The 26,130-nt window shown below is 60.3% G+C and carries 28 protein-coding genes; 5 read left to right on the top strand and 23 right to left on the bottom strand.

Going from position 1 to position 26,130, the window contains the following annotated elements:
• Positions 1 to 20: 20 nt before the first annotated feature.
• The 20 genes from TPEN_RS05605 to TPEN_RS05510 form a co-directional block, all read right to left on the bottom strand.
• Entirely contained in the window at positions 21 to 1,298 is a 1,278-nt protein-coding gene (locus tag TPEN_RS05605) for a glutamine synthetase family protein (protein WP_011752753.1), read from the bottom strand.
• A 102-nt stretch (positions 1,299 to 1,400) separates the two neighbouring features.
• Positions 1,401 to 2,771 (bottom strand): NADH-quinone oxidoreductase subunit N, encoded by a 1,371-nt coding sequence (locus TPEN_RS05600; RefSeq protein WP_011752752.1) that lies wholly within the window; start codon positions 2,769 to 2,771, stop codon positions 1,401 to 1,403.
• Positions 2,768 to 4,843: an NADH-quinone oxidoreductase subunit 5 family protein gene (locus TPEN_RS05595; protein WP_011752751.1), complete on the bottom strand. Its 2,076-nt coding sequence runs from the start codon at positions 4,841 to 4,843 to the stop codon at positions 2,768 to 2,770. Before TPEN_RS05595 ends, TPEN_RS05600 begins: the two co-directional genes overlap by 4 nt.
• A 2-nt stretch (positions 4,844 to 4,845) precedes the next feature.
• Entirely contained in the window at positions 4,846 to 6,348 is a 1,503-nt protein-coding gene (locus TPEN_RS05590) for a complex I subunit 4 family protein (protein ID WP_011752750.1), read from the bottom strand.
• Position 6,349: 1 nt separating this feature from the next.
• Positions 6,350 to 6,655: an NADH-quinone oxidoreductase subunit NuoK gene (nuoK, locus tag TPEN_RS05585; protein ID WP_011752749.1), complete on the bottom strand. Its 306-nt coding sequence runs from the start codon at positions 6,653 to 6,655 to the stop codon at positions 6,350 to 6,352.
• Entirely contained in the window at positions 6,652 to 7,137 is a 486-nt protein-coding gene (locus TPEN_RS05580) for an NADH-quinone oxidoreductase subunit J family protein (RefSeq protein WP_011752748.1), read from the bottom strand. The genes nuoK and TPEN_RS05580 overlap by 4 nt, the downstream gene beginning before the upstream one ends.
• Entirely contained in the window at positions 7,130 to 7,600 is a 471-nt protein-coding gene (locus TPEN_RS05575; RefSeq protein WP_011752747.1) for a NuoI/complex I 23 kDa subunit family protein, read from the bottom strand. The genes TPEN_RS05580 and TPEN_RS05575 overlap by 8 nt, the downstream gene beginning before the upstream one ends.
• Positions 7,593 to 8,606, bottom strand: coding sequence for an NADH-quinone oxidoreductase subunit NuoH (gene nuoH, locus TPEN_RS05570; RefSeq protein WP_011752746.1), 1,014 nt, complete (start codon positions 8,604 to 8,606; stop codon positions 7,593 to 7,595). Before nuoH ends, TPEN_RS05575 begins: the two co-directional genes overlap by 8 nt.
• Before the next feature lie 6 nt (positions 8,607 to 8,612).
• Positions 8,613 to 9,827, bottom strand: coding sequence for an NADH-quinone oxidoreductase subunit D (locus TPEN_RS05565; protein ID WP_011752745.1), 1,215 nt, complete (start codon positions 9,825 to 9,827; stop codon positions 8,613 to 8,615).
• Positions 9,811 to 10,296: an NADH-quinone oxidoreductase subunit C gene (locus tag TPEN_RS05560; protein WP_011752744.1), complete on the bottom strand. Its 486-nt coding sequence runs from the start codon at positions 10,294 to 10,296 to the stop codon at positions 9,811 to 9,813. Before TPEN_RS05560 ends, TPEN_RS05565 begins: the two co-directional genes overlap by 17 nt.
• Positions 10,277 to 10,768: an NADH-quinone oxidoreductase subunit B gene (locus TPEN_RS05555; protein ID WP_052885395.1), complete on the bottom strand. Its 492-nt coding sequence runs from the start codon at positions 10,766 to 10,768 to the stop codon at positions 10,277 to 10,279. Before TPEN_RS05555 ends, TPEN_RS05560 begins: the two co-directional genes overlap by 20 nt.
• A gap of 20 nt (positions 10,769 to 10,788) precedes the next feature.
• Positions 10,789 to 11,151: an NADH dehydrogenase subunit 3 gene (locus TPEN_RS05550; protein WP_011752742.1), complete on the bottom strand. Its 363-nt coding sequence runs from the start codon at positions 11,149 to 11,151 to the stop codon at positions 10,789 to 10,791.
• 170 nt (positions 11,152 to 11,321) lie between these two features.
• Positions 11,322 to 12,614, bottom strand: a complete 1,293-nt coding sequence (locus TPEN_RS05545; protein WP_011752741.1) for a complex I subunit 5 family protein — start codon at positions 12,612 to 12,614, stop codon at positions 11,322 to 11,324.
• On the bottom strand, positions 12,615 to 14,276 hold the full coding sequence (locus TPEN_RS05540) for an NADH-quinone oxidoreductase subunit 5 family protein (protein ID WP_011752740.1): 1,662 nt from the start codon (positions 14,274 to 14,276) through the stop codon (positions 12,615 to 12,617).
• Positions 14,277 to 14,281: 5 nt separating this feature from the next.
• Positions 14,282 to 14,581: an NADH-quinone oxidoreductase subunit K gene (locus TPEN_RS05535; RefSeq protein WP_011752739.1), complete on the bottom strand. Its 300-nt coding sequence runs from the start codon at positions 14,579 to 14,581 to the stop codon at positions 14,282 to 14,284.
• A complete protein-coding gene (locus TPEN_RS05530) occupies positions 14,574 to 15,014 on the bottom strand; it encodes a hypothetical protein (RefSeq protein WP_011752738.1) in 441 nt (146 codons plus the stop codon). Before TPEN_RS05530 ends, TPEN_RS05535 begins: the two co-directional genes overlap by 8 nt.
• Positions 15,011 to 15,979, bottom strand: a complete 969-nt coding sequence (locus TPEN_RS05525) for a complex I subunit 1/NuoH family protein (RefSeq protein WP_011752737.1) — start codon at positions 15,977 to 15,979, stop codon at positions 15,011 to 15,013. The genes TPEN_RS05530 and TPEN_RS05525 overlap by 4 nt, the downstream gene beginning before the upstream one ends.
• 5 nt (positions 15,980 to 15,984) lie before the next feature.
• The gene (locus TPEN_RS05520) at positions 15,985 to 16,686 is read right to left on the bottom strand and encodes a 4Fe-4S binding protein (RefSeq protein ID WP_011752736.1); all 702 of its coding nucleotides are present in this window, start codon (positions 16,684 to 16,686) and stop codon (positions 15,985 to 15,987) included.
• On the bottom strand, positions 16,683 to 18,296 hold the full coding sequence (locus TPEN_RS05515) for an NADH-quinone oxidoreductase subunit D (protein WP_011752735.1): 1,614 nt from the start codon (positions 18,294 to 18,296) through the stop codon (positions 16,683 to 16,685). Before TPEN_RS05515 ends, TPEN_RS05520 begins: the two co-directional genes overlap by 4 nt.
• Positions 18,283 to 18,711, bottom strand: a complete 429-nt coding sequence (locus TPEN_RS05510) for an NADH-quinone oxidoreductase subunit B family protein (RefSeq protein ID WP_011752734.1) — start codon at positions 18,709 to 18,711, stop codon at positions 18,283 to 18,285. The genes TPEN_RS05515 and TPEN_RS05510 overlap by 14 nt, the downstream gene beginning before the upstream one ends.
• 282 nt (positions 18,712 to 18,993) lie before the next feature.
• Between TPEN_RS05510 and TPEN_RS05505 the strand changes: the two genes are divergently transcribed.
• Entirely contained in the window at positions 18,994 to 20,007 is a 1,014-nt protein-coding gene (locus tag TPEN_RS05505) for a phosphate uptake regulator PhoU (RefSeq protein ID WP_052885190.1), read from the top strand.
• Positions 20,008 to 20,049: 42 nt separating this feature from the next.
• Here the strand turns inward: TPEN_RS05505 and TPEN_RS05500 are convergent, their stop codons facing one another.
• Complete coding sequence (locus TPEN_RS05500; protein WP_011752732.1) at positions 20,050 to 20,379, bottom strand: GNAT family N-acetyltransferase; 330 nt, start codon at positions 20,377 to 20,379, stop codon at positions 20,050 to 20,052.
• 148 nt (positions 20,380 to 20,527) lie between these two features.
• Here TPEN_RS05500 and TPEN_RS05495 point away from each other — a divergent pair, with 148 nt between their 5' ends.
• Positions 20,528 to 20,935, top strand: coding sequence for a hypothetical protein (locus TPEN_RS05495; RefSeq protein ID WP_011752731.1), 408 nt, complete (start codon positions 20,528 to 20,530; stop codon positions 20,933 to 20,935).
• Here TPEN_RS05495 and TPEN_RS05490 read toward each other — a convergent pair.
• A complete protein-coding gene (locus TPEN_RS05490; protein ID WP_052885189.1) occupies positions 20,910 to 21,347 on the bottom strand; it encodes a ParB N-terminal domain-containing protein in 438 nt (145 codons plus the stop codon). The genes TPEN_RS05495 and TPEN_RS05490 overlap by 26 nt on opposite strands.
• A gap of 66 nt (positions 21,348 to 21,413) precedes the next feature.
• On the bottom strand, positions 21,414 to 22,358 hold the full coding sequence (locus tag TPEN_RS05485; protein WP_052885188.1) for a phosphate signaling complex PhoU family protein: 945 nt from the start codon (positions 22,356 to 22,358) through the stop codon (positions 21,414 to 21,416).
• A 79-nt stretch (positions 22,359 to 22,437) separates the two neighbouring features.
• Between TPEN_RS05485 and guaB the strand changes: the two genes are divergently transcribed.
• The 3 genes from guaB to guaA are packed head-to-tail and all read left to right on the top strand — an operon-like array spanning position 22,438 to position 26,130.
• Complete coding sequence (gene guaB, locus TPEN_RS05480; protein ID WP_011752728.1) at positions 22,438 to 23,487, top strand: IMP dehydrogenase; 1,050 nt, start codon at positions 22,438 to 22,440, stop codon at positions 23,485 to 23,487.
• A complete protein-coding gene (locus TPEN_RS05475) occupies positions 23,487 to 24,584 on the top strand; it encodes an amidohydrolase family protein (protein WP_011752727.1) in 1,098 nt (365 codons plus the stop codon). Before guaB ends, TPEN_RS05475 begins: the two co-directional genes overlap by 1 nt.
• A complete protein-coding gene (gene guaA / locus TPEN_RS05470; RefSeq protein ID WP_052885187.1) occupies positions 24,526 to 26,130 on the top strand; it encodes a glutamine-hydrolyzing GMP synthase in 1,605 nt (534 codons plus the stop codon). The genes TPEN_RS05475 and guaA overlap by 59 nt, the downstream gene beginning before the upstream one ends.

Here is a 26,130-nt window from a genome sequence, read left to right as displayed (position 1 = left end):
GCACGCGCCAGCCGGGCGTATCAGCCCAGGAAGTACCTCTTCACCTCCCACTCCGTGACTTCGGAGGCCTCTGGGGAGCCCGCCTCCTCCAAGTAGCGGCGCCACTCCCCTTTCTCGAGCTCGGCCACCTTGGATAGCAGGTCCCTTAGCTCCGGGGCCTTGCCGATAGACTCCAGGGATTTCTCGAGTGCTTCTCCGAGAGTCCCCGGTATGCGCGGGTACCCGTCTGCGAGGAAGGCGTTAACCCTGCACTCCGGCCCGGGGTCTACCCTCTCCCTCAGCCCCCTCTCCGCCGAGTATAGGACCGCGAGGGCCTTCAGGTACACGTTCCCGGAGGAGTCCGGTAGCCTGTACTCCACGACGCCCGAGGCGCCTCTAAGCCCCATCGGGACCCGGATCATCGTGGACCTGTTCCCCCTCCCCCAGGTTAGGTAGATCGGGGCTTCGAAGCCGGGTACGAGCCTCTTGTAGGAGTTAATAGTGGGGTTCGTGAACAGTATAAGCGGGACGGTGTAAGCCAGTAGCCCTCCGATCACGGAGCGGCCCTCCTCGGTCAGCTCGCCGTCCTCGAAGAGGACGTTCCTGTCGCCGTCGTGCACCGAGATGTGCACGTGGAGCCCGTTGCCCGGCAAACCGTTGAAGGGCTTAGGCATAAAGGTGGCCTGGAGGCCTCTCGCGCTCGCAGCCTCCCATATGAGCTTCTTCAGGAAGACTATGGCGTCGGAGAGGGCTAGGGGGCTCATGGGCGTCGGTAACACCTCGTACTGCCCGGGGCCTACCTCGTGGTGCGCGGCTTTCAGCGCTAGCCCCGCTTCCTCCGCTTTCGTGACTATCTCTGCGATCACGGGGTACACGGTCGAGTAGGGGGAGACGTACATGTAGCCGCCGTTGTCCACTGGCTTGTAGTCCCTCGCCAGGTAGAACTCGAGCTCCGCCCCCAGCAGGACCTTGTACCTGGACTCCGCCTCCCACTTCTTCAGCAGGTTCCTCGGGTACGTCTCCATGGGCTTGCCCCCGCGGTAGAGGTCCCCTATGAGGAAGCCTGTCCTACCTATCGAGGACTCGTATACTCTCAGCGTGGAGAGGTCCGGTAGCAACGTTGCGTCGGAGTCCTCGACGCCGCTGAAACCCGTGCTGAACGCGTCTATCCTGAAGCCGCGCGCAACGTCGTCGGGCTTCTCCGGCTTTAGAACCCTGCCCCGTAGAACTCCTCCGAGATCCTGGAATACAACCTCGAAGAACTTTACGCCCTTGTCGCGGAGCTGCTTGAAAGCCCTTTCGAAGTCTTCTCCCTGCATAGAGGGAAGCTCCTCTACGCCTTTTTAACGCTTACTCGAAGATGGAGGAAAAATTTTCAGGGTTATCCGAAGGGAAGTCGTAAAAAATACAGGTTTAGGGGTTCAGGCTGGGGGGAGCACTAGAGGGACAAGACCCGCGAGGAGGCTCGCGGCCGCGGTGACCACGATGACGACTTTCAGGCCCCTGTCCGCGTAGAGGTGGGGCTTCCCCGGCTCGAAGTACACCGCCTTTATTATCCTCGCGTAGTAGGCGGCGGCTATACCCGTGTTTATCAGCGCAACCGCGGTGAGCCAGGGCGCCGGGCCTACGGCCGCGAGAAAGATGAACAGCTTGCCCCAGAAGCCGGCGAGCGGCGGCATCCCCATGAGGCTTAGGACTAGTATCGTCGCGGACGCCGCTAGGGGCTTATCGACGGTGGATAAGCCTCTGAGGTCGTCGAGCGCGACTGGGGGGCCTTCCCGGGCTCTCGCCAGCCGTGCCAGTAGGAATAGCCCCGTCTTGGCGAAGGAGTACGCGGCTAGCTGTAACACGAGGCCGTAGAGAGCTGTCGGCGCGGCTTGCTGCGAGGATAGCGCGGCTACTCCGACGAGGAGGTAGCCTGCGTGCGCGATGCTGCTGTAGGCGAGTAGCCCCTGGAACCCCCTCTGGAGGAGCGCCGTTATGTTGCCGTAAGTCATCGTGAGTAGCGCTATCAGCCCCACGATCCAAAGCCACTCTTGGCGCGCCTCGGGGGCCAGGATGGCAGAGACCTTATAGAACGCTAGTAGCACGGCGCCCTTGGATAGGGGAGCCACGATCGAGACGGGGTAGGGGTCGGATACCCCGTACGTGTCCGGCAGCCACGCGTGGAAGGGGAAGGCGCCCGCCTTGAAGCCAACCGATGCCACGGTGAACGCTAGGGCGAGGGCCGCCACCTCGCGCCCGGCGGGAACCACGCTCGGTAGGCTTAGGGACGGGCTGTTGAACGATGCGAGGCCGAGGGCCGTTAGGAGCAGCATGGACGAGGCGAGGCTCATCAGGCCGTACTTGGAGGCGCCGGAGGCGGAGTACTTGTCCCTGGGCAGGGCTATGGACGCGTAGCTAGCGGCTGACACGAGGACCCACGATACGAGGAGGAGCGGCACCGTGCCCGAGACGCTAATCCCGAGGAGCCCGGCGGCCGCCAGCGCTACCGCTCCGATCAGCGCGTTGCCTTCCTCGTACTGGGCTACCGTGGACGACGATCCCAGAAGGACTATCGAGAGGTCGAGGAGGAATACCAGCGCCAGCAACGCGGCGTACCTATCCGCTAGGAGCTCCCCCTGACTTAGGCCGCCCGAGAAGATCACGTGGAGCTCTGCGAGAGCGGCGAGCGCGACGTCGAGCAGAGTTAAGGCGAGCAACTGCCTAGTCTTCCCCTTGAAGTACGGCGAGAGAGCGGCTACGGCGGCCAGCAACCCCGTCGCCGCTGTTACCGTCTGCGCAGGGTTCACGGCAACCACCCCGCAATCGCGAGAGCGAGTATGAGGGCGGCGAGCCCTACCCAGAGGTACACGAGGTACGTTGGAGCCTTGCCTGTCTGCATCCTCCTGAAAGACGCCCACAGGCCTCTGAACGCGTCGACGAGGTGGACGTGCAGAGCCTTGTCCCAGTTCGACTCGACGTACCTGGAGCTGATGAACACCAGGCCCTGGAAGAGCCTAGGCAGGGCTTTGTGGTAGAAGCCGTCCACGAGCAGGCCGTCCACGTACTTGCTCGCGGAGGACGACGCACGCCGGAAGCCTCCCACGACGACCCTGTAGTAAACCGCGTTCAGGTACCAGCGGTCGTACAGGAATGCGTGCACCTTTTCGAGCACAGTGCCCTTTACGTCCTGGTAGGGGGTTACTCCCCTCGCGGCGTAGAGGTACAGAGTTGCCGCGAAGACAACCAGTACCAGCGTTACCGTGGCTTCAAGCACCCAGCCGGCTCCTTTGGCCTCCGCGGTGTGAAGGCTCAGCTCGCCGCCAACGCTGTGGGATAACGCCTCCTCGATGCCCCTCGAAGCGTAGGGCCAAGCCAGCCCGAGGCCGAGGCTCGCGAGCCCGAGCAACAGGTAGGGAGCCACCATGAACACCCCCGGCTCGTGTCCCTCGTGGTGGGCTTTGCCGAGGAAAACCCTCGAGAAAACCCTCGCGGTATAGGCCGCCGTGAGGGCGGCGGTGACTACGGCCAGCGTTGCCGGCAGGGCGAGCCCCGCCTCTATAGACGCGTGTATCACCTCGTCCTTTGTCCAGAACCCCGCGAACGGAGGGACTCCGGCTAGGCTGAGGGCGGCGAGCAGGAAGGCGGCGGCTGTCAGCGGCATGTCCTTCGAGAGCCCGCCCATGTCGTCGATGAACCTCGAGTGAACGGCGTGTATCACGGCGCCTGCCGCCAGGAACAGGGAAGCCTTGAAGACAGCGTGGCTCATGAGATGCGAGAAGCCCGCGTAGAGCCCGCCGACCGCGCCCGCGGCCAGCGTACCCGCCGCCACGCCCAGGAACATGTAGCCGAGCTGGCTGGCAGTCGAGAAGGCTAGTACGAGTTTAAGCTCCCTGCTTACAACGGCCATCGTGGCCATCATGAACGCGGTGAACGCGCCCAGCAAGGCTAGGCCTCCGAGGAACCCCTGCACCACCGCGGAGCCCCCTACGGGCTCCAGGGCTAGATAGGCGGCTACGAGTATGGGCGCAAACCTCAGGGCGAAGTAGACCCCCGCCTTTACCATCGTGGCTGCGTGTATCAACGCGCTCACAGAGGTCGGGCCCGTCATCGCCGTCACGAGCCACTCGTGGAACGGGAACTGCGCGCTCTTCGCGAGGGCCCCCAGGAACAGGAGCCACAGGAACGCCGGTAGCACGCCCCTGGCGAAGAGCTCGGAGGCCCACGAGGCCTGCGCCACCGCCGGTATCAGCGTCGTGCCTAGCAACGTGTGTAGCGTGGCTATGCCTACAACCATTCCGACGTCTCCGAGCCTCGTGAAGACTATGGCCCTCAGCCCGGAGTGGCTTGGCTCGGACCACATCGGTACGCCCAGGGCCCTCCTACCGTAGTCGCCCACCATGCGCTCCTCCTCGTCTGTGAACCAGTGCCCTATGAGCGCGTAGCTCGCGAGGCCGGTGCCCTCCCATCCTACGAAGAGGGATACCAGGTTGTCGGAGAGCACGAGTAGCATCATGCTCCCCACGAAGAACGTGAAGAACAGCCAGTACCGCGTCTCGCCGACCTCCCCTCTCATGTACTCGTAGCTGTAAACGGCGATCAGGAAGCAGAGCCAGGACACGACGAGGGCCATGAGCGTCGAGAGCCCGTCGAAGAAGACCCCCACGGTCACGCCTAGGGAGCCGACCCACGTGTACTGCAGGTGTATGGGCTCCTTCGAGGACAGGAACTCCGCGGCGGCATACGTGGACGTTAAGGCCGAGACCAGTATGGAGAGTATGGATATCGCGGACTTAACCCTCCACGAGTACCTGTTGGCGAGCAGGACCGCCAGGGTCCCAACATAGGGTGAGAGCCAGGCGAGCAGTAAGGCTTCTCTCACTTTCAACCACCCAGCCCGAGCCCTCCGAGCGACGAGACCAGCGGGTCTATGAGCAGGGAGGCGCACACGAAGAACAGCACGCCCAGCACTGCGAAGGCTAGGAGCGGCGCCCAGAGGGCTTTACCGGCCTCACGCGCCTCAGGTACCTTTAGGGGCCCGTAGAACACCCTCCTCATCGTCAGGAAGGAGTAGGCTGTCGAGAGCCCTATACCCACGAGAAGGGCCGCCGCCAGGAGCACGTACGAGGGGGCTCCAAGGGCTAGGGCGTGCGCGACGGCTCCTCTTAGTATCAGGTACTCGCTCCAGATGCCCAGGGTTGGAGGTATACCCGTGATGTGCATGAAGCCGATGAGCGCCAGCGAGGCCGTGTAGGGCATCTTCGAGGCGAGGCCTCCCATCCTCGTTATGTCCCGCAGGCCGTGGTACGTGGCTATCAGTATGCCCGCCACGGCGAAGAGTATAGCCTTGCCGAAGGCGTGCACCATGTAGTGCAGGAACGTCCCGGCGACGCCGTACACGTCGACCGAGGCGAGCCCCAGCAGGAGGTAGCCCATCTGGCTGATGCTACTGTACGCGAGGAGCCTCTTGAAATCGGACTGGCTCAGCGCCATAAGCCCGCCGTAGATCATCGTTACGAGGGCCCACGCCATCAGTACCGGCGAGGCGGCGGCGAAGGTTTTCGGGAAAAGCACGTAGACGACGCGGAACATCATCGCTCCTCCCAGCCCGATGAGGTTCGGGCTTAGGAGCGCCGAGATGGGCGTGGGGGCCTCAGCGTGGGCGTAGGGGAGCCACATGTGCAGGCCCGCCGCCGCTAGCTTCACCGAGAGCCCTACCACCATAAGCCAGAAGGCGAGCACGCCCACGCCTTCGCCCAGCCCCAGGAGGAAGCCCTTCTCGGGATCTACGAAGTCGAAGCCCACCTTGGAGCCCACGGTCAGCGCACCTATGAGGAAGAGGAGGGCGCCCACGTGGGTCCAGATGAGGTACATTATGGCTATCTTCAGCCTCTCGCCGTAGCCGTAGAAGGCTATCAGCAGGAAGCTGGGGATGAGCGTTAGCTCGAGGAACACGTAGAACTCAATTATGTTCGTGGACATGACGGTGCCCATCATCGAGAGGGCAAAGAGCGTGTAGAGGAAGTAGTAGGCCCCCCACCCGGGCGCCGAGACCCCTTCGCGTTCAAGCTCCTCGAATCTATGCTCCATGTAGGGGGAGCTGTAGAGCGCGATGACAGAGGTTGTAACCGCCACGCTGAACGCTACCAGGAATACCATGGGGTCCATAACCAGCGAGAAAGTCCCCAGGCTTCCCAGCTTGAACGAGAGGGGGTCGAACCACCTGTTCGAGCCGTTGGTGAGGTAGAGTAGGAGGAGGACGGCGGCCGAGAACGCTAGGGCAGAGGAGTTCAGCGCGGCTAGAGCTTTCCTGCTCTTTAACGCCAGCGAGGCCAGTGACGCCGCTAAGGGTACCAGCAACGCCAACCAGAGGTACGGTACACCCATACTACTCACCTAAACCGGGAATCTCATAAACGTCCAAACTTCTAGTCCTCCTGTAGAGGAGGATGAAAACAGAAACGAGTAAGCCCACCTCGACCGAGCTCAAAGCTATCGCGAAGAGGGAGAGAGTATAGCCTACGAGCGGGTTGCCCATGCTGGCTAGAGTTAGCAACGCTAGCAGTACCCCGTTGAACATTATCTCGAGGGATATCATCACCTTCACCACGCTCCTGCTTACAACCGCCCCTAGTGCTCCGATGCCGAAGAGGGCGGCGGACGCCGCTAGGTAGGCGTACAGGGCTTCAATCATCTAGCATCACCCCTAGCAACGGGTAAACCCGCGACGAGGAGGAGGGCGAGGGCGAACACCAGAAAGACGAGGGCGACCTGGTTCTGCAGGACTGCCTGGGAGAGCTGTTGCAGGTCGACGCCGACTCTGGGGGCGGGGCTCCCGCTGGCCGCGGAGCTCTGGAGCGCGTAGTAGAAGAGGGAGCCTGCAAACACCGATGTGAGCACCCCGGCGGCGAGCATCCTCCTCTCGTAGCCCAGCCCCCTGCCTATGAATATCACCCCCATTATCACGAAGAGCACCGTGGCGCCGACGTAGACTAGCGCGTGGAACACGGCGACGTAGGTAAAGCCGAGCAGTGCTATCAGCGAGGCTACCGAGAGGCCAACGAAGCCGAGCAGTACTGCGGCGTAGAAGTCCTCCTTCACCTTCACCGCGAGCAGGGAGGACGCCACCGCGACGGCGCACGAGATCAACACGTATACGAGCAACAGGCTACTCATGCCTCAACCCCCTCTCCTCGTCGAAAACAGGCTTCACCTTGACGGCGCCCCTCAGAAGCGCGGGGGACTGCACCTCGACTGCCAGCTTTTCCGGCGGGAAGACTAGCTCCTCCAAGCTGGAGAAAGCGACATCGTGGACCTTCGTCATCTCCAGGGCGTCCTGGGGGCAAATGTCCACGCAGAAGCCGCAGAAGATACACCGCTGGTAGTTCACTCCCGGCCTGCCCTTCTTCTCGCCCTTCTTGACGTACATCTTCATGGCGCCCGCCGGGCATATCATAGCGCAGAGGCCGCACTGGATGCATTTCTCCGGGTAGTACTTGATCATGCCCCTGTAGCCTTCCGGGGGCTCCACGTAGTACTCCGGGTAGTAGACCGTGATCCTGTTGGGCTTCACGAGGTACTTTAGCCCCGTGAGGACCGCCCTCACGTGCCCCCCAAAGTTCTTCACGTAGCTAGACATTCACCACCACCCTAAGCAAGCATGAAAGAAGAATCGAAACAACGGCTAGGACCAGGTACACCCTCCACCCTGCGCGGAGAGCCTGGTCCAGCCTGTACCTCCCGTACACGGACCTGAGGAAGACTACGAACAGCATCAGCGTAAACGCTTTCGCGAAGAGCCATACGCCGGCGAGCCCGGGGTACACCGAGTAGAGGGCGCGGGGCAGGGGCTCCCAGCCCGACAGAAAGAGTAGCGAGTAGAGTAGCGAGAGGGCGTAGAGCTTTAGGTACGCTAAGCCCATGCCTATCCCGAAAACGATCCCCGTGTACTCGACGTAGGGGCCTGCCACTATCTCCTGTTCGCCCTCAACAATGTCGAAGGGTAGCCTCCCGGAGCTCATGACCATCGCGACGAAGAAGGTGAAGGCCGCGACGGGGTTCAGGAGCGCTCCGGGCAGGAACTGCCTGCCAACGATCTCTTCGAGATCCATCGACCCGTAGAGTATAGCCATGGAGAGAGCCGACAGGAAGAGGGGGACCTCGTAGGCTAGAGTCATGAACGCCTCCCTGACAGCGCCCTGTATGCTGAACTTGTTGTTAGAAGACCAGCCCATGAGCAGGACTGAGAGCGGCGTGCTCGCCAGGATAGCCAGCAGGGCGGGGAGGGAGTACGGAGACTTTACCGGCGCGAAGCCCGGAGCAGAGGGTATCAGGGCGAAGGGGGCTATAGCCAGGGTTAGCGCGAGCGCCGGTGCAAGCATGTAGGGAACCTTGTCCGCGGTCTCCGGTACGATGAACTCCTGGAACATGTAGCGCGTACCATCGGCCAGCATCTGCAGTACTCCTCCGAAGTGCCTCGTAACGTAGAGGGGTCCAACGCGCATCTGGACCCTAGCGGCTATCTTTCTCTCGGCCCATATTACTATGAGCAGTACCGCCAGCGCTGTGAGCAAACCCGGGAATATCACCGGGGCGAACACCCCGGGGGAGAGCACGAGCCTTACTATCCACTCGACTAGCCCCATACAGGATCACCTATCCGCCTCGGGAGGGAAGTAGTCCAGAGAACCGTATATCGCGGGGAAATCCATAAACCTGTGACCGGGGGCCAGGTACCTGAACAGTATGACGTTCCTGAAGGAGGGCGTTACGACCCGGAGCCTGTACGGCTTCGCCGACCCGTCCCCCGTGATGTGGTAGAATATCTCGCCGTGCCCCATCTCGGCCCTAGCCACGGCTTCGCCGGCGGGCAACTTCAGGGAGGCGAAGAGCGCCGGGAACTTGACCCTCCCCTCCTGCAAAACCCTCTCGCGAGTCTTGGGCGGCAGGAGCTTGAGGTACTTCTCGGAGAGTATGGGTCCATCCGGCATCTTCCGGAGTACTTGGCGTATGATCGAGATGCTCTGCTTTATCTCCTCCACTCTAACCAGCATCCTAGCCATACAGTCGCCCTCCTCTCGGGTTGGAACCTCGAACTCGAGGTCCTTGTAGGCACCGTAGTCGTCCGCGAGCCTAGCGTCGTATTTCACGCCGCTCGCGCGTAGGTTCGGGCCCACGACCCCGAGCCTGGAGGCCTCGGACTTCTTCAACACCCCTACGCCTTCGTACCTCGCGACCACCTGGGGGTTCTCCAGGAAGATCCTCATGTAATCCTGCAACCTCCTCTCCATGTACCTAGCTGCTTTCTCGAACTTCTCCCCGAAGCCCTGCGGAAGATCCCTCCTCACACCCCCTGGCACGCTGTAGGTGTGTGTGAGCCTGGCCCCCGTCAATTCCTCGGCGAGCTGGAGCCACACCTCGCGGTCCCCGAACGCCCACATGAACATCGTCGAGTGGTTCAGCATGATCCCGGCTATGCCCATCCCGTACAGGTGGCTCGCTATCCTGTTTATCTCCGAGAGAAGAGTCCTGAGGTAGAGGGCCCGCGGCGGAGGCTCCACGTCGAGAAGCCTCTCCATCGCCGTTACCAGGCCTACCGTGGCGTTATGCGAGTCTATTATCGTCAGCCTTTCGAGGAGCGGTATCGCCTTTATGGCCTCCCGCCCCTCGGCGAGCTTCTCCATCGTGCGGTGCACGTAGCCTATGTCCGGGTCGACGGACACTATTACGTCTCCCTGAAGCCTCACTATGAACCTCATGTGGCCCGAGGATGGGTGTTGCGGCCCTATGAAGAGCTCGTAGACGGACTCGTCGCCCTCCCTGAGTAACAGCCTCGAGTATACGACACCGCTACTCGTACTCAACATATATACCCTCCTCTACAACCTTGAAGTCCTTCCTCAAGGGCGGGGGCCCCTCCCAGCCCGGGGGCAGTAGTAGCCTGCGGAGCTCCGGGTGCCCCTCGAAGATTACCCCCAGCATTTCCCAGGTCTCCCTCTCCATGAAGAGCGCGTTCGGCCATACGTCGAAGAGAGACGGGGTAACGGGCTTCTCGCGCGGCAACTGCACCCTGACCTCGAAGAGGAACCTCCTCTTCTCAGGCTCGTAGCTCTCGGCGTGGTAAACCACCTCGATAACCCCCTTGGACGGCCAGTCGATGCCCTCGACGGAGGCTAGGTGGTCGAAGCCCGCCTCCACGGCCGCCGCGGCTACTTCCCGGACTTTGCCCGGCGCTGGCCTCACCCTGAGTATGCTCCCCTGTACCTCGAGCTCCGCGCCCAGCTCCCTCAACCTGCCCTCCAGGGCTACCAGCCAGCTAGGCTTTTCTCCACTCACCCTTCCTCACCTTCTCTTGAAGCATGATTATCGCCTGGGCTACTGCCTCGGGCCTGGGCGGGCAACCGGGAATGAAGTACTCCACGGGGAGTATGTCCTTAGGCCTCACTATGTTATAGCTGTTGTAGAACAGGCCGCCGTCTATCGCGCATGCACCCATGGCTATGACGAACTTTGGCCACGGCATCTGGTCATAGACTATCTTGGCGGCCTCCCCCATCTTCTTCGTAAGAGTACCCTCAATAACCATCAGGTTCGTCTGGCGGGGCGAGTTGAACGGTAGGAAGCCGAACCTCTCGGCGTCGAAGCGCGGAGCAGAGGTAGCGGCAAATTCCGCGCCGCAACAAGAAGTGGTGAAGTGGACAGGCCACAGGCTGAATGTTATCGCCCAGTCCCTCAGGGACCTTATCGGCGTTTTCTCTACGAGCCACTGCGCAGCCTTTCTGGCGGACTCTTCGAGCCTACCCACCATTACGAAGCCGAGGGGGCAGCTCAAGCTCTCCACCTCTCCAGCTCATCGGCGGCTTTTACGCCCCAGGCGACGAGGGGGGCGAGGAACAGGAACGCGGAGAGGAGCACGAGGAAAGAGGGTAAGGCTTGTTCCCTTGGAACGCCCGGGTAAAGGTACAGGAACGCCAGCAGAGGCTCTACCGTCAGGTAGAGTAGGAGGTACCCGTAGTACTGGTAGGGTAGCTGCGTCTTAGCCTCGCCGCTGGGAGGGTTCCCAGCCTCGTACCTCTTCCTCTTAAACTTACCCTCGGGCCCCTTAACGAGTATGAGCGCCAGGACGACTACTAGTAGCCCCGCTACGATCCCCAAGAACAGGGTCAACGCGAGTGTACTCGAAGGAGACACCGCGTACACCTCTTTAAAAACCTTTGACCCGAGGATTTAAATCTTTACGTTAATAGCTAATAATCTTGATATATCTGTTTCAGCTGGGCGGTAAAGAAAGCGCTTGACCAAAGTAAAAAAGAGGCTTCCGGTAAAGTCTAGCCTCGCTTTGCCTTCAGGGATACTGCGCGTCAGAGAGCGAAGTAGCCGGCGATCCATCCGTAGAGCACTAGCAACGAGGCGGAGAGAGCGACGAGCCCCACGATGGAGAGTTCTGCCGCGAGCCTAGGCTTCCCAGAAGGCCTGGAGCCTTCCCCTACGCAGAGCGCGTATACCAGGTTGAAGTAGTAGCCGAAAGAGGCTATTACCGCCGTTAAGGCTAGGAGCGCTAGCAGTAGCGATGACTGGGCAACTCCGACTATTATGTAGAGCTCCGACCAAAATGTGAGGGCTAGCGGTGCCCCCGTTAAGCCGAGCGCGGCCACTACGAGCACGGCCTTGAGGACCTTGCTCCCCGAGAGGGAGCCTTGAAGCTTGTCGAGCCTCCTTGAGCCGAAGTCCGCCAGGAGCACGCCCGAGAGTATGAAGAGGGCAGCCTTTAGGAAGCCGTGGCCCGCTACGTGGAGGTAGGCGGCTGTCCTCGCGGTAGCATTCCCGGAGGTTAACCCGAGGAAGATGTAGCCTACGTTTGCAACCGAGCTGTACGCCAGTAGCCTCTTGACGTCGACCTGCCTGTACGCTGAGAAGTTTCCGAGAAGTGCGCCAGCCACTGCCAACACCGAGAGGAGCCTCAGTAGGATGGGCTCAGAGCCTACTAGCCTGTAGACGAGTAGCCCTGCCGCCTCTATCGTTATCCCCGAAAGGACTGCACTCGCAGTGCTCGGTGCCACCATGTGCGCATCCGGTAGCCAGAAGTGGAGCGGAAACACCGCGGCCTCGGCGCCGAAGCCCACTACTACGAGCATTTTCGCCGCGAGGCTTGCCTTAGCGAAGGACTCGACGGACAGGGAGCCTGTCTCCAAGTAGGATAGCGCTATGCCTGCAAGCGCGAGCAGAGATGCCACTCCGCACAGCATGATGTACTTTACCGCGGCCTCGGCGCTCTCCCTATCCCTGTGGAAAGCCGTCAACGCGAGTATACAGACGCTGATAGTTTCCCACGCCACGAACAGCCTGAGCAGGTCGCCGAGTAGGAGCAGGAGGGGCAGGCTGGCTGTAAGCACGGTGACCAGCGCGTCGTGCAGGGGTTTAGACTCCTCTACGAGGTCCAAGCCGGAGATCACGGCGGCGAGCCCTATCACCGAGGAAACGAAGCCCACGTACCCCGCTAGCCCGGGGTTTCCCAGGCTTATATACAGGAGTGCCAGCATCACTGCCGATGAAAGAGCCGTGGACGCGTATCTAGACGCTTTCCCCGGGAGGAAGCCCGAGGAAAGGATGGCCAGGGACCCCGCAAAGACAAGGGTTACAATCTCCTTCTCCACCTAGATCACCCCCAGGACAACTATCAACAAGACGAGGAGGAAGCCGAGGAGCCACAGGGTGTTAACAGCTGGGTTGCCGTACTGAAGCCTCGTAAACGTGCCCGAGAGAATGCTGACTACCCTCTTTGCCAGGAAGGTGTAGAGGTCGTCGAAGTAGAAGCCCCTGTCCGCTACCCGCGCTAGGGGTCTCAGGAACAGCCTCAGCTCGGCGAGAGCGTGCCTACCCCACACCGCGTACGAAACGGCTAGCCCGGCGAAAGCGCCGACGACGGCCGGGAGGTTCACCTCGGAGAGCTCGAGGGGAACTCCGAGGTAGGCATGCACAGCCTGTAACACTGGTAGCCCTAGGGCGGTAAGTACTGCGAGCACAGCTATAGGCACAGTCATCGCGTCGAGCTCCTCGTGTAGAGGCCTGAAGCAACAACCAGTGAATAGCCTGAAGAACAGCCTGAAGATGTATAGGGAGGAGAGAGCACTCAGCGCGAAGCAGAGGGCTAGGACAGCCTCGCCGTGTATAGCGCTTTCCAGCGAGGCGAGGACAGCCTCCTTGGTGAAGAAGCCGGGGAGCGGGGGTAGCCCGGCAAGGCTTAGCGCCCCGACGAGGAACGCCACAGCGGTAAACTTCAGCCCGGCGTCCCAAAGCCCTTCGAGCTTGTCAAGGCTCCTCGTCTTCGTCTCATGGATTATTAGACCGGCGCAGAGGAATAGGAGCGCTTTGAACATCGAGTGCGCGAGCAAGTGGTACATCGCCGCTCCGAGTGCGCCTGCACCTATCGCCAGGAACATTAGCGCTAGGTGGTTTATCGTGCTATACGCTAATACCTTCTTCAGGTCAGAGGCTCCCAGGGCTGCGAGCGCCGAGAGTAGAGCCGTGAATACGGACAGGTAGACAACGAGCTCGCCTAGCCCGGGCGCAACCTGTAGGAGCGGGTAGAAGCGCGCGAGCAGGTAGACACCGGCCTTGACCATTGTCGCGGCGTGTATCAGGGCGCTGACAGACGTGGGCCCCTCCATTGCGTCCGGCAACCAGACGAAGAGGGGGAATTGAGCGGACTTGCCCACAGCCGCTACGAGCAGGAGACTGCACACCGTCAGGGCTAGCTGCGCGTTGCCCGAGAGGGAGGCGATCACCCCGGGGATGCGCGTCGTCCCGGTAGCTTGGATTACCGTTGCCAGAGCCAGTAGGAGCCCTACGTCTCCCACTCTCGTCACGGTGAACGCCTTGAGGCCCGCCCTCCTTGCTTCCGGCTTCTCCCACCAGTACGCGATGAGCAGTGCGCTACATACCCCTACGAGCTCCCAGAACAAGTAGAGGAGGACTAGGTCCTCGGTGAGGACGAGCCCCGACATCGAGCCTATGAACAGGAGTATCAGCGAGTAGTAGCGGACGTAGCCGGCCTCTCCCGACATGTAGCCGACGCTGTACAGCGTTATGAGGAAGCCTAGGACGTTCACTACGGCTAGCATCAGGCGGGAAATCCAGTCCCCGTAAGCTCCGGGGCCCGGTGGCAGGTATCCGGCGAAGAAAGCGGCGGATAGGCAGGCGCCTACGAACGTTGCGAGCACCGCGAGAGCCTCGCATAGACGACGCGACAGCGGTCCTAGCACAGCGCATACGAGGCTCGAAAGTATCAGTAAAGCCGGTACAACTGCTACACCCACGCCTATCACCCCTTCAGCTCTGAGATCCTGTGGGGGTCTATCGTCCTGTGCCTACTCCACGCCAGGTAAAGCACAGAGATCGACACGACCTCCGATGCTCCGGCGGCCGCGACCACCAGGAGTACGGGGTCGACGGAGGGGGTAGGCGACGACCCAACAGCAGTGGACAGTATGAGTAACGAGCCTAGAATCATTGCCTGAAGCCCCATAGCCACCTTTACGAGGTTCCTGGTAGCGGCTACCGAGGTTGCACCGGCGATGACGAGCAATCCCCCAACGCCTAATAGCACGATACTTTCAGGCAACTCTATCACCCCTCAAAACGTAGATTGAACTTGTAACGGAGACGAGGAGCAACGTGAGGAGCAGGTAAGCGTCCTCCGCCGTAAACTTCCTGAGGATAACGGGTACCGGGGAGAGCCTATAGGCGAATGCGAGGAGCACGGCGAAAGCCACCGTTATCAACACGAAGAATACTGCCGCCACCACGTAGATCGAGTCTGCTCTCGCCTCCTCTTTCTCCGTGACTATCAGCCAGAGCGATAAAAGCGCTACCAGTGCCCCCGCGAACACCGTAGCCACAAGGATGCCCGCCGTCGCGCCTACGAGAAGACCTATAGACATGGCTACGAGAACCGTGCCGAGGGAGAGTAGCAACAGCGATAGAGAGACCCTCTTGGAGTAGAGGGCTCCCACGATTATCACTGCGCCGAGAACGGAGAGAAGCTCCTCGATCACGCCCACCACCCCAGAAGGAACGCCACGACTAGCTGGAGCAGGACTAGCGGGTAAACCCTCTTCCAGAAGACCTCCGCGAGCCCATAGACCCTGACTCTACTCGTAGTCGCGCTAACGAGGATGACTGCAAGTGCGACGATTAGCGATTTCAGCGCGAACCACGCGAAACCGGCCAGCGCGCCCAGCTCCTTGTAGCCGGGGCCCAGCGGTCCCCCGAGGAAAACTACGACTATGAGCGCTATCCCCCAAACCATGCTCAAGTCCTCGTAGAGCCTCATGAAGGCTAGACCCCTCCCGCTGAGCTCGGTCATCCAGCCCGCTACGACCTCCTGCTTGGCGTGGGGGAGGTCGAAGGGGCGCTTCTCGAGCTTAGCTAGTAGCGCGACGAGCGCGGCGGCGAGCGAGACCGGCTGGTAGAGACCGAGGAAGCCGTGGGACTCCTGGTACGCGAGTATGCCTTCGAAGCTCATTGTCTTCGCCTGCAGGGCGGCCGACGCAAGGCTTAAGAGGAACACCCCTTCGTACATCGAGTACTGCACGAGGAGCCTTCCAACACCTATCGCCGTGTAGGGGCTTAGGACGGAGTAGCCGGTGAGGGACAGGGTCAGCACGCCGAGCGCCAGCAAAAGGAAAACTAGCGCGAAGTCACCTTCGAACGACAGCAGGCCCTTGGTGCTCGCCACCGGGAGGACGCACATACCGAAGACAGGTATGGTTACGGCTAGGATCGGCGCGACCCTGAACGTAAAGACGTCGGTCCACCCAGGGACTATCTCCTCCTTCAAGAGAAGCTTGAAGAAGTCGTAGACGGGTTGGAGAAGCCCGTGGGGGCCCGCGTACAAGGGGCCCACCCTTCTCTGGATCCTCGCGGTAACTTTTCTCTCGAGGTACTCGAACCAGAAGCCCATAGCCACGGTGAACAGGAGCCCGGGGAAGACCAGGACGCCGAGGACAATGTCGAGCACTGCGGTCACCTCCCCCGGGTAGCCGGGGACGCGAGTAGTAACAGGTAAGCCAGGAAGAGGAGGCAGGGCAGGATTACCGAGGCGTCCCTTTCAAGGATCATGGTAAAGGCGGTGATCTCGAGCATTACGAAGAGGATCACGAACGTGTAGAGCTCCTCTACGTGGTACCTGTAGGTGGGCAACCTGGGGGCTACACCGCCCGTGAACGGCTCCCGCGCCTTCTCAGTGTGCTTCCCCCTGGCGGCGACCCTACCCGAAAGCCAGTACGCAAAGCTTACGGCTACGAGGAGTAGAAGGAAGGAAAAAAGCACCTTGAGCGCCTCTGGCTCGCCCGTTGCGAGCGGGAGGAGGGAGGCGAGGGAAATTATCTCCACGGGTTGCTTTTTAACCATGCTTATCGCCCGGCCGGGGCATACCTCCGCGCATACCCCGCAGTATATGCACTGGTAGTAGTTGAAAGAGGGTATTTTCCGCTCGACCTCCTTCCCACCTACAACCTTCTTCCCCCCGGGGACCATCGTTATAGCACCCGAGGGGCAGGACCTCGCGCAGAGGCTGCATCCCAGGCACTTGTCCCTATCGAGGAGCGGCGCCCCCCTTATGAACGAGTTGTTGAGGTGGCCTGTATAAGGTACGGTTAGCGGCGGCTGTAAGAGGCTTTTAACGGCGGTTTTTAGTATTTCCAGCTTACTCCTATACTTGTTCATCTCCTCACCCCTCTAAGCGACTCGAAAAACTTGGAAGAAACTTCCCTTCTCTTCCCGGACAAGTCGATTATAGTCACCCTGTCCATACAGCTGAAGCAGGGGTCTATGCTCGTGACGACGACTGGGAAGTCGGACAGCGTCTGCCCCTCGAGGATCTTCGCCGCGAGCTGGATGTTCGCCAGGGTCGGGGTTCTAACCTTAACCCTGTAGGGGTTGTGTGTGTTATTCGCCTTTACGTAGTAGAACAGCTCGCCCCTCGGAGCCTCGATCCTGCTGTAAGCCTCACCCTCGGGAACCGTGCCCATGAACGGCTTAGGAGGTACGGGGTTGCCCGAAGGCATCTTTTCGACCAACTGCTGGATTATGCTGGCCGACTCTACGACCTCCTTTACTCGGACCCTAATGAGGTTGTACACGTCTCCCTCGTTGGACGTGGGGACCTCGAATTCCACCTCCGGGTAGGCCCCGTAGGGCTCTATTCTTCTCACGTCGAACGGGTCTCCCGCAGCCCTCCTAACAGGCCCCACAGCGCAGTACTTCCTGGCATCATCCAGGCTGTACCTCCCTATCCCCTTCGTCCTGGAGATTATCTCCTCGGAGTACGACAGGCTTTCAAGCAGGGACTCGAACTCCCTGCGGAACGTCTCAACCCTCTCGGAGACGCGTCTCAGCAGGGCGTCGGGAACGTCGCGCCGCACCCCGCCTATGGTTACGAAGGACTTGTGGACCCTGTTCCCGGAGATCTCCTCGAGTAGGTCCATTATGGTCTCTCGGAGCCCCCAGACCCACATGAACATTGTCTCGAAGCCCGTCCAGTAGCCCACGAGGCCCAGCCAGAGAGCGTGGGAGTGTATTCTCTCCAGCTCCGCGACGAGGGTTCGAAGGTAGGCCGCCCTCCTGGGCACCTCCATGTTTAAGAGCCTCTCGACAGCCTCTACGAAGCACCACGCGTGGGAAGTACTGCATATCCCGCATATCCTCTCCACGAGGAAGATGTCCCTGAAGAAGCTCCTAGACTCCGCAGCCTTCTCTATACCCCTGTGCACGAACCCTATGCGTACAAAGGCCTTCACTATCCTCTCCCCGTCTACCACCAGGCTGAAGTACTCCGGCTCCTTGAAGGCCGGGTGGTACGGGCCTACGGGTACGACCACGCTTTCTGGGGAAAGAGGCGCGTGCAAACCCACGGCGTCAACCTGGCACGTCGGCGCCTCGGCGACTAGCGCTTTCACCGAGGCAGGGTCGACGTCCTTTAGTAAGGGGGGAGGCGCGTCGGGCGGGTAGCACTCCGGGAGTATGAAGCGCCTCTTCTCCGCGCCGTCCTGGAAGTTGACGCCGAACAAGTCGCGTACCTCTTTCTCGTAGTAGTCGGCGCCGGGGACTACCTGGGCGATGGAGGGAAGGGTCGGGTTAGCCCTGGGTAGCTTCACGGAGACGTGTCTGTAGCCGCCGCCCCCGTCGAAGTGGTATATCAGCTCTATGGAGTCCTGGAGGTCGACCGCCGTTATCGCCGTTAGGTGAGCGTAACCTTCGGCGACGAGCCTTCTAACAGCTTCCCGTATGCCTTCGGGAGGAACCTGAACCTTACCCTGTATCCTACCTCCCCCCATTAGCCTCACCCAGAACTATCCTTGACAAGGCGTGAAGCAAGCTTTCAGGCTTGGGAGGACACCCCGGGATCTTCACGTCCACCGGGAGAACCTTGTCGGCACCCCCCAGAACATTGTAGCAATTGGAGAATACACCCCCGCTACACGCGCACGTCCCGAAGGCTACCACGATCCTAGGCTCCGGCACCTGGTCGTATATAGTCTTCAAGGCATCCGCAGAAGCCCTCGTCACGGGGCCAGTTACAACCAGGACATCCGCATGCCTAGGACTGGGCACAAGCTGTACCCCGAGCCTTTCAAGGTCGAAGCGGGGCGTAAGAGCAGCGACAAACTCTATGTCGCACCCGTTGCACCCACCAGAGTTAAAGTGATATACCCAGAGGCTTTTACGCCGAAAGCCCAGATCTCCCCTCATGACATGTCTCAAAAACTACATTTCAAAAAACATATATGTACTAGATTTATTACCGCATGTTAATAATCTTTTATAACGCGCCCTTCATATTTTTACGTAATACTAAAAAATGCTTGGAATCCTCCACAACTGCCTAGACAAACATCAATTTATCTTTTACCTATGTTACAGGGAATGTACGTGCTGCTCTTCCACGCCGCGCCCCGAGGCTTTGACTGTACGCGACAAGAAAGAATATAGAAAAATATATATGTTATCTGCAACGGAGCATTATTGAGAGAAATGACGAGCAATAAAGTAGTTAGGAGGGTTCAGTTAACAGGCGGTTCAACGTTTATAGTCTCAATACCCAAGGAGTGGGCAGAAAAGCTGAGCATAGGGAAGGGGAGCCTGCTCGTGCTGTCGCTCGAGAACGACGGGTCTATACGCATAGTTCCGAGCCTCAAGCGCCCCGAAGCCCTCTCGTCCGCCGAGGTCTCTGTTAGAGAGGATACGACGCGGGGGGCTGCGCTCCGCGAGGTAATGTCCAAGTACCTGATGGGGTACAAGATGATAAGGGTTGTATTCGAGCGGGACGACCCGGAGTTTAGGCACGTGTTGAAAGACACGATCGCGAGGAAGCTTATAGGCGTCGAAATACTACACGAGGACTCCAGGGAGGTCGTTCTCCAGGTTCTCGTGAACGTGGAGGACCTCCCCGTCTCCACGATTATAACCAAGATGCGCGACGCGGTCACGGGTATGCTTGAAGACGTAAAGGCGGCGCTCGGAGGGGGAGACGTGGAGAAGATAGCCTCCGAGATAGTCTCGAGGGACGACATCGTGGATAAGCTATACCTCTACGGTCTACGCCAGCTACACGCCGCGCTGAGGGGCTACGTCGGTCTCGAGGAGATCGGGCTAAGGAAGGTGGAGGAAGTGTTGCCGCACGGCATGGTTCTTAAGAACATCGAGCGCATAGCCGACCACGCCGCCTCGATCGCACAGGCCTTGCCGCATGTAAGGGAGGCAGAGAAGATCAAGAATCCCATCTCGACGCTTTCCGACAAGGTATCCGAGTTCTTCACAGCCTCTGTACACGTGTTCCTCGACAGGGACAAGACGACTGCAAACAGACTGCTCGACGTCGACGCGGAGAAGCTAAAAGCCCTGGAGAGGAAAGTATTCGACGAGCTCGCCAGGAGGATTCCCGAGGAGATTCTAGCAGTTAGGCTGATGGTTGGTAGCTACCGTAGGATCTTCGACTACAGTACAGACATCCTTGAAGCTACGATAGACCTGCACGACATAACCTAGCGCGCTGTAGCGAAAAAACCGGGTTCTGGGAGCCTTTTTGGTTCACTTGAGGTTGAGCCTGAACTCGTACCCATACCTCTTGAAGCCTAGCTTCTCGTACCACTTGTGCACAGCTTCGCGCTCGAACCTGCTGGTCGCTATTATCTTGTAGCAGTTCATACTCCTAGCCACTTCGATTGCCTTCTTCACGAGCTCCGTCCCTATACCCCTCCCCCTGTACTCCTCGTCGACGTAGACATCCTCTAGTAACGCGTAAGGCTCCGGGTGAAGATCGTTTTTGATCAGGTAGATGTAGCAGTGGGCTACCTCTCTTCCATCGACAATGGAGATGCGCACACCGCTAGTAGCGACCTCTGTTACTTTGAACTCCACGAAGATTACGAGCCGGGGATCTCATAAAAAACCTTTTTCCGGCTAACTATCATAGAGAGTGAGAGGGTCCTCCAGAAACTCGCGCGCTACGCGGAAAAATCGTTATCGATTTAAACGTGCGTATGCGCTAGACAGGGCTTGAAGCCACTTGACGACGGTGAAGATGGGAGGAGTGTTCCTTGCTAGGAGGCGTGTGGGTAGAGGGGTCGTGCGAGCCTACTTCGTGGTCTTCGCCGACGGTAGGATGGTGAAGAACCTCGCGGAGAGGGATGCGCGGGGCGGCTTCAGCGGGGAGGCGGAGGTGGAGTTCAGGGAGAGGCTAACCATCCTCGCGAAGGCTGGGCCGAGCGGGTTCGAGGGGATGAGGCCCGGCGGGGTCTGGTACAGCGTCACGTTCGTGTCGTCGGACACGCATAGGAGGATAGAGCTGAGCCTTCCTCTCCTCGACGAGAAGGTCTCGATAACGGTCGAGGGGAGGGTCGACCTGGAGAAGATTACTAGTTGCGGTTGGTACGATGCTTCAAGCCTGATTAATCTTGTACAAGCAGAGGCTTGAGCTTGTAGTACACATTGGGAACGACCTCCGAGATGTGGAGCTCCTTCCCGTCTATGACTACCACGTGCCTCGTGGTCTTGTAGGGGTACAGGCTCCCCTTAAGAGCCCTCTCGATAACCTCTCTCTTCGACGGGCTAAACCCCTCTCTCCACGACCGCACGACTATGCGCTCGTCGTCGTAGTCTACCAGCGCGACCGGAACCTCCTTCACCCCGAGCCTTCTAAGCGCCTCCACCCTGTGGTGGCCGTCCAGGATCACTCCGTACCTCGACTCGGCAGCGATAGGCTTGATTAGCACCCCCCTCTCGAGCATGTCGCGGAGAAGCTCCTCCACTCTTTCCTCGGAGAACTCCTCGTGGGGCTTCAGGCTACCTATGCTCATAAAAGCTATCTTTGCGACATAAACTTGCATAAGTCTACAAAAATGATCACACATAAATACTTTTCTCTTAACTACTGCGCGCTTCTCCGGCTACTCCTAGGCGATTTTCTCGAGGGCTTCTAGGTCGATCCTGGACTCCAGCATGTCCAGCGAGAGCGAGAGAAGGTTCCCTACGAGGTAGTCTACCAGGCTCTGCCTATGGGTCGTCGAGAAGTACCTTGAGTAGAGGTTCACGAGACTCGACTTGCTCGCCTTGTCCCCCGTTCTGAACACGTTTATCCCGTTCTCCACGGCTCTCCGAGCGGTGTAGAGGTGAGACTTCGCGATGCTTTCACCCGCCAGGAGGGCTCTTGCGATGCTGACGAGGACGTCGCCCACCCTTTCGAGAGTCTTCCCGTAGTTAAAGTACGGTAGGAGGAGAGGTCTACTCTTCACGCCTATCTTCTCCGCGTACGAGGAGGACTTCAGCGAGAGGGCTACCTGCCTGCTCAGGAGGAAGTAGAACTTGTCGAGCTCTACGTCTCTCTCGACGACGCTGCGCAGGTACGAGGAGTCCTTTTCCTCGTAGTAGTCTTCGAGGTCTCTCACGTCGTTCTTGACCAAGATCTCCATCCTAGAGAGTATCCTCTCGAGGCTCATCGTAGACGTGTCGGCAACCATCTGGAGCTGGACGTAGTTCTCACCTTCCTCGAACACCTCTAAGCCCACGAGCCTAGCCAGGGAGCCTCTCACCTGGCTCAGAAGCCCCGCGGGCATCCTCCCACCGCTGTACACGATCCTTATCTCCGAGTAGCCCGCCTGGTAGAAGGAGATTATCATCCTCTCCGCCGACTCTTCCTCTCCCGGGGCGAGCTCCACCCTGGCTTGCTCCAGCCGCTCGCGTTGCTCCCGGAGGCCCGGGGCTACGAGCAAGCCTTCCTCCCTCTCCTCCAGGTACACCACGTCGCCCTCTCGTAGCGAGTGCCTCTTCAGCCACTTGGACGGAAGGGTTACCGCGAGGCTCGACTTCCCGAGCCTTATGAGCTTCCTCGCGTACGCCACGAGCAAGGTATATACTTACATGGATAAATACTTACTGTTTATACGAAACGCTTTATTTCTAGGCCTGGGTTTACTTTGTATGGGGCTATTCGAAGAGAAGATTAAAAACTCCGAGCTGGGGCTGAGCTTCGACGACGTTCTACTAGTCCCCAAGTACTCCGACGTGAGGATAGACGAGGTAGACGTGTCGACAAGGCTTACGAAAAACCTCCTCCTCAAGATCCCCATAATCAGTAGCCCCATGGACACCGTAACCGGCTTCGAGATGGCGAGAAAGCTCGGCGAGCTCGGGGGGCTCGGCGTTCTACCGAGGAATATCCCCCTGGACGCCGTCGTCGAGTACGTTAAGAAGATCTCCGGGGAAAACCTCCCCGTCGGCGTAGCCGTAGGACCCTTCGACGATGAGAGGGTTTCGAAGGCCCTAGACGCCGGCGCCTCGATAATAGTCATCGACACGGCGCACGGCCACAGCAGGAACGTCTTGGAGGCTACGCGTAGGTACGCGGGTATGGGGGCCGAGGTCATGGCCGGGAACATAGTGACGGCAGAGGCTGCCCTAGACTTGATAGGCGCCGGGGCTGTATCCCTGAGGGTAGGCGTTGGTCCCGGGCACGCGTGTACCACCCGGGAGGTAGCCGGCGTCGGGTACCCCCAGCTATCGGCGGTCGCGAAAGTCGCGGACGCCGCTAGGAGCCACGGAGTCTCGGTAGTGGCGGACGGCGGCATAGAGAAGCCCGCGGACATCGTCAAGGCGCTCGCAGCCGGGGCGGACGCCGTCATGCTTGGCTATCTGCTCGCCGGAAGCGACGAGGCACCGGGGCACGTCGTTGTACGCGGCGGGGAATGCTTCAAGGTGTACAGGGGCATGGGTAGTAGGGGGGCTCTTCGGAGCGGCTCGACACGCTACGGCGAGTTCAAGCGGGTACCCGAGGGGGTGGAGGGGCTCGTGCCGTGCAGGGGTCCCGTCGAGGGCGTGGTGGAGTTCCTGGTGAACGGGCTTAAGCAGGGTATGGGCTACGTCGGCGCGAGGAACCTGGAGGAGCTACGCGTAAAGGCGGAGTTCGTGAGGCTTACGCACGCGGGTGTGAGGGAGAGCGGCCCCAGGGGGCTACTGGAGGTGAAGTACTGATGGGGGTAGTCGAGGTAGGAGAGCTGTTCGCGGGCGGGAGGGTCCTGGAGAGGGCTAGGCTCGTCATGCCGGGGGTCTCCGAGGACTTTTACTTCGAGTCCGCAGTGTCCCCTGGCTTCAGCGATGCCCACGCCCACCCCCAAGTAGTGGACGTAGGCGAGGGGGGTAGGTGGAGGAACTCGTACGAGTGGATAGAGGGGAGGCGTCTACGCGTAAACGAGGCGTCGCTTAGGCGGGACGCGGAGACATCGGCTGAGCTCGCGGAGGTAGCCCTGCTCCTCTCCCTGCTCGACGGGGTCACGCTGGTGGCGCTGACAGGTAGCCTCGAGGGCAACATAGAGGCCGTTAGGAGGCTGAAGGTAGCCCCCCGAACGGTGCTTCTACCCACGGTTATGAGGGGCGAGGGCTGGAGCCTCCCCGAGAGTATATACGTGAAGTACGTGAAGAACCTGAGCATGTGGGACGGGTACTACTCGCTGGGGTTCTTCGTGCACTCCCTGAGGATGGCTGACAGGTCCATGCTGAGGGCCTCGAAGAGGATGGCGGAGAGGCTCGGCGTCCCCTTCGCGCTCCACCTGTCGGAGGGAGTGGACGAGGCTGACGAGCTTGTTGAGGCCTTGGAGGGCGATACGCGGGGCGTTATCGCTGTTCACTGCTTCGAGGGCGCGGAGAAGTGCAGGAGGCACGGGCTCAGGGTGGTGCACTGCCCAACCTCGAACCTCTACCTCTACGGGAGGACTCTCCGCGGGCTCGAGTACTTCGACTCTCTCGGGAGCGACTGGCCGCTGGTAACGGGCACCCTCCTCAAGACGTACGGGGACGCGGTGGCCGTGCACGGGCCGTCGTACAGGCTACTGGAGAGGGCGACCCTGGGCGGCTACCTGTTGCTGGGGTTTAAGCCCGAGGGAGACCTCGCCGCGTTCGACGAGCCGCTTTCAAGGGTGGTTAGAGGCGAGGCCAGGCCTAGCCACGTTTTTATCGGTGGAAGGCTGCTGGTGAGGGAGGGCGTGATCGCGGGCTACGAGCTGGGGAGGGACGATGTCGAGAGAGTCAAGCGGGAGAGGGTTAAGAGGGCCTTCGAGAAGCACGGAGTATAGCGTTGTCGTCCTGGACTTCGGGGGGCAGTACGCCCACCTGATCGCCAGGAGGGTGCGCGAGCTCAACTACCGCTCGCTACTCGTTGACTACGACTCACCCCTCGAGGATGTGCTCTCCCTGAAGCCAGTAGCGGTAATCCTCTCCGGGGGGCCCTCCAGTATCTACGAGGAGGGGAGCCCGTGGCCCAGGAGGGAGGTGCTGGAGTGGCTTCTCTCGGGGAGCGTCGCGGTGCTGGGTATATGCTACGGGCACCAGTTGCTGGCGAGGGCTCTCGGCGGGAAGGTGGAGAGGCGGGAGAAGGCGGAGTACGGTATAAGCAGGCTTAGGGTGGTCTCGGAGGACCCGCTCTTCAAGGGCACGCCGGGCGAGCAGGACGTCTGGATGTCCCACAGGGACGCCGTCGTCGAGCTACCCCCAGACGCCGTCAGGATAGCGGAGACGGATTACTCCTTCATAGCGGCTTTCCGGCACAGATCCAAGCCTATATACGGGGTACAGTTCCACCCCGAGGTAAGGCACACGGCGTACGGGCTCGCAATTCTGAGAAACTTCCTCTCCGAAGTCGCAGGCGCCAAGCCCAACTGGTTCGTAGAGAACCTCGTGGAGGAGAAGATCAGGGAGATCAGGGAGAAGGTTAAGGGGAACGTGCTGATAGCGGTGAGCGGCGGCGTCGACTCGACAACTACGGCGGTCCTCCTGCTCAAAGCGCTGGGGCCCGACCCCGTCCACGTAGTATACGTGAACACCGGCCTCCTCAGGGAGGGTGAGCCGGAGAGAGTCCTGGAGACACTCTCCAGGCTAGGGTTCAGGCACGTACACTACGTCGACGCCAGCAGGAGGTTCCTCGAGAGGCTTAGGGGGGTGACGGACCCCGAGGAGAAGAGGCGCATTATCGCGGAGACATTCGCCGAGGTTTTCTCGGAGAAGATAAGGGAAATAGAGGAGAGGTACGGCCCCTTCAGGTTCCTGGCTCAGGGCACGATCTACCCGGACAGGGTGGAGAGCGGGAGGACTGGCAAGGCAACCGCAAAGATCAAGAGCCACCACAACGTCGTGATGGGCGAGGTTCCAGGCGTGGAGCTCGTCGAGCCTCTGGCCGATTTCTACAAGGACGAGGTGAGGAGGATAGCGCTCCTGCTCGGGGTCCCGGAGGACATCGTGTACCAGCACCCGTTCCCCGGGCCGGGCCTCGCCGTCAGGGTTGTAGGCGAGGTAACCGAGGAGAAGCTCAGGATACTGCGCAGGGCTACGAGCATAGTGGAGGAGGAGTTCAAGAAGAGCGGGCTTTACAGGGAGGTGTGGCAGGCGTTCCCCGTGCTTCTCCCCGTGAAGACCGTCGGGGTGAAGGGGGACTCTAGGAGCTATGAGTACGCGGTAGCGCTGAGGGTCGTCTACAGCGAAGACGCGATGACGGCGAGCTTCGCGAAGCTACCGTGGGATTTCCTCGAGCGCTTAGCCGAGCGGCTAGTCAACGAGGTAGAAGGAGTCAACAGGGTCCTCTACGACATCACGCATAAACCCCCGGCCACGATCGAGTACGAGTAG

Origin of the sequence: Thermofilum pendens Hrk 5 (assembly GCF_000015225.1) — an archaeon.
In the GTDB taxonomy this organism is placed as follows: domain Archaea; phylum Thermoproteota; class Thermoprotei; order Thermofilales; family Thermofilaceae; genus Thermofilum; species Thermofilum pendens.
The sequence above is the reverse complement of the archived record's forward strand: the minus strand, read 5'-3'. Positions and strand labels throughout refer to the sequence as shown.

Bases quoted from the DNA above. Each gene is read 5' to 3' on its own strand.
- TPEN_RS05520 (WP_011752736.1), bottom strand. From the start codon at position 16,686: ATGAACAAGTATAGGAGTAAGCTGGAAATACTAAAAACCGCCGTTAAA.
- TPEN_RS05590 (WP_011752750.1), bottom strand. From the start codon at position 6,348: ATGGGTGTACCGTACCTCTGGTTGGCGTTGCTGGTACCCTTAGCGGCG.
- TPEN_RS05580 (WP_011752748.1), bottom strand. From the start codon at position 7,137: ATGAGTAGCCTGTTGCTCGTATACGTGTTGATCTCGTGCGCCGTCGCG.
- TPEN_RS05490 (WP_052885189.1), bottom strand. From the start codon at position 21,347: ATGCAAGTTTATGTCGCAAAGATAGCTTTTATGAGCATAGGTAGCCTG.
- TPEN_RS05605 (WP_011752753.1), bottom strand. From the start codon at position 1,298: ATGCAGGGAGAAGACTTCGAAAGGGCTTTCAAGCAGCTCCGCGACAAG.
- nuoH (WP_011752746.1), bottom strand. From the start codon at position 8,606: ATGGGGCTAGTCGAGTGGATAGTAAGGCTCGTGCTCTCCCCCGGGGTG.
- TPEN_RS05555 (WP_052885395.1), bottom strand. From the start codon at position 10,768: ATGGTGGGTAGGCTCGAAGAGTCCGCCAGAAAGGCTGCGCAGTGGCTC.
- guaA (WP_052885187.1), top strand. From the start codon at position 24,526: ATGTCGAGAGAGTCAAGCGGGAGAGGGTTAAGAGGGCCTTCGAGAAGC.
- TPEN_RS05510 (WP_011752734.1), bottom strand. From the start codon at position 18,711: ATGAGGGGAGATCTGGGCTTTCGGCGTAAAAGCCTCTGGGTATATCAC.
- TPEN_RS05475 (WP_011752727.1), top strand. From the start codon at position 23,487: ATGGGGGTAGTCGAGGTAGGAGAGCTGTTCGCGGGCGGGAGGGTCCTG.
- TPEN_RS05565 (WP_011752745.1), bottom strand. From the start codon at position 9,827: ATGTTGAGTACGAGTAGCGGTGTCGTATACTCGAGGCTGTTACTCAGG.
- guaB (WP_011752728.1), top strand. From the start codon at position 22,438: ATGGGGCTATTCGAAGAGAAGATTAAAAACTCCGAGCTGGGGCTGAGC.
- TPEN_RS05515 (WP_011752735.1), bottom strand. From the start codon at position 18,296: ATGGGGGGAGGTAGGATACAGGGTAAGGTTCAGGTTCCTCCCGAAGGC.
- TPEN_RS05505 (WP_052885190.1), top strand. From the start codon at position 18,994: ATGACGAGCAATAAAGTAGTTAGGAGGGTTCAGTTAACAGGCGGTTCA.
- nuoK (WP_011752749.1), bottom strand. From the start codon at position 6,655: ATGATTGAAGCCCTGTACGCCTACCTAGCGGCGTCCGCCGCCCTCTTC.
- TPEN_RS05575 (WP_011752747.1), bottom strand. From the start codon at position 7,600: ATGTCTAGCTACGTGAAGAACTTTGGGGGGCACGTGAGGGCGGTCCTC.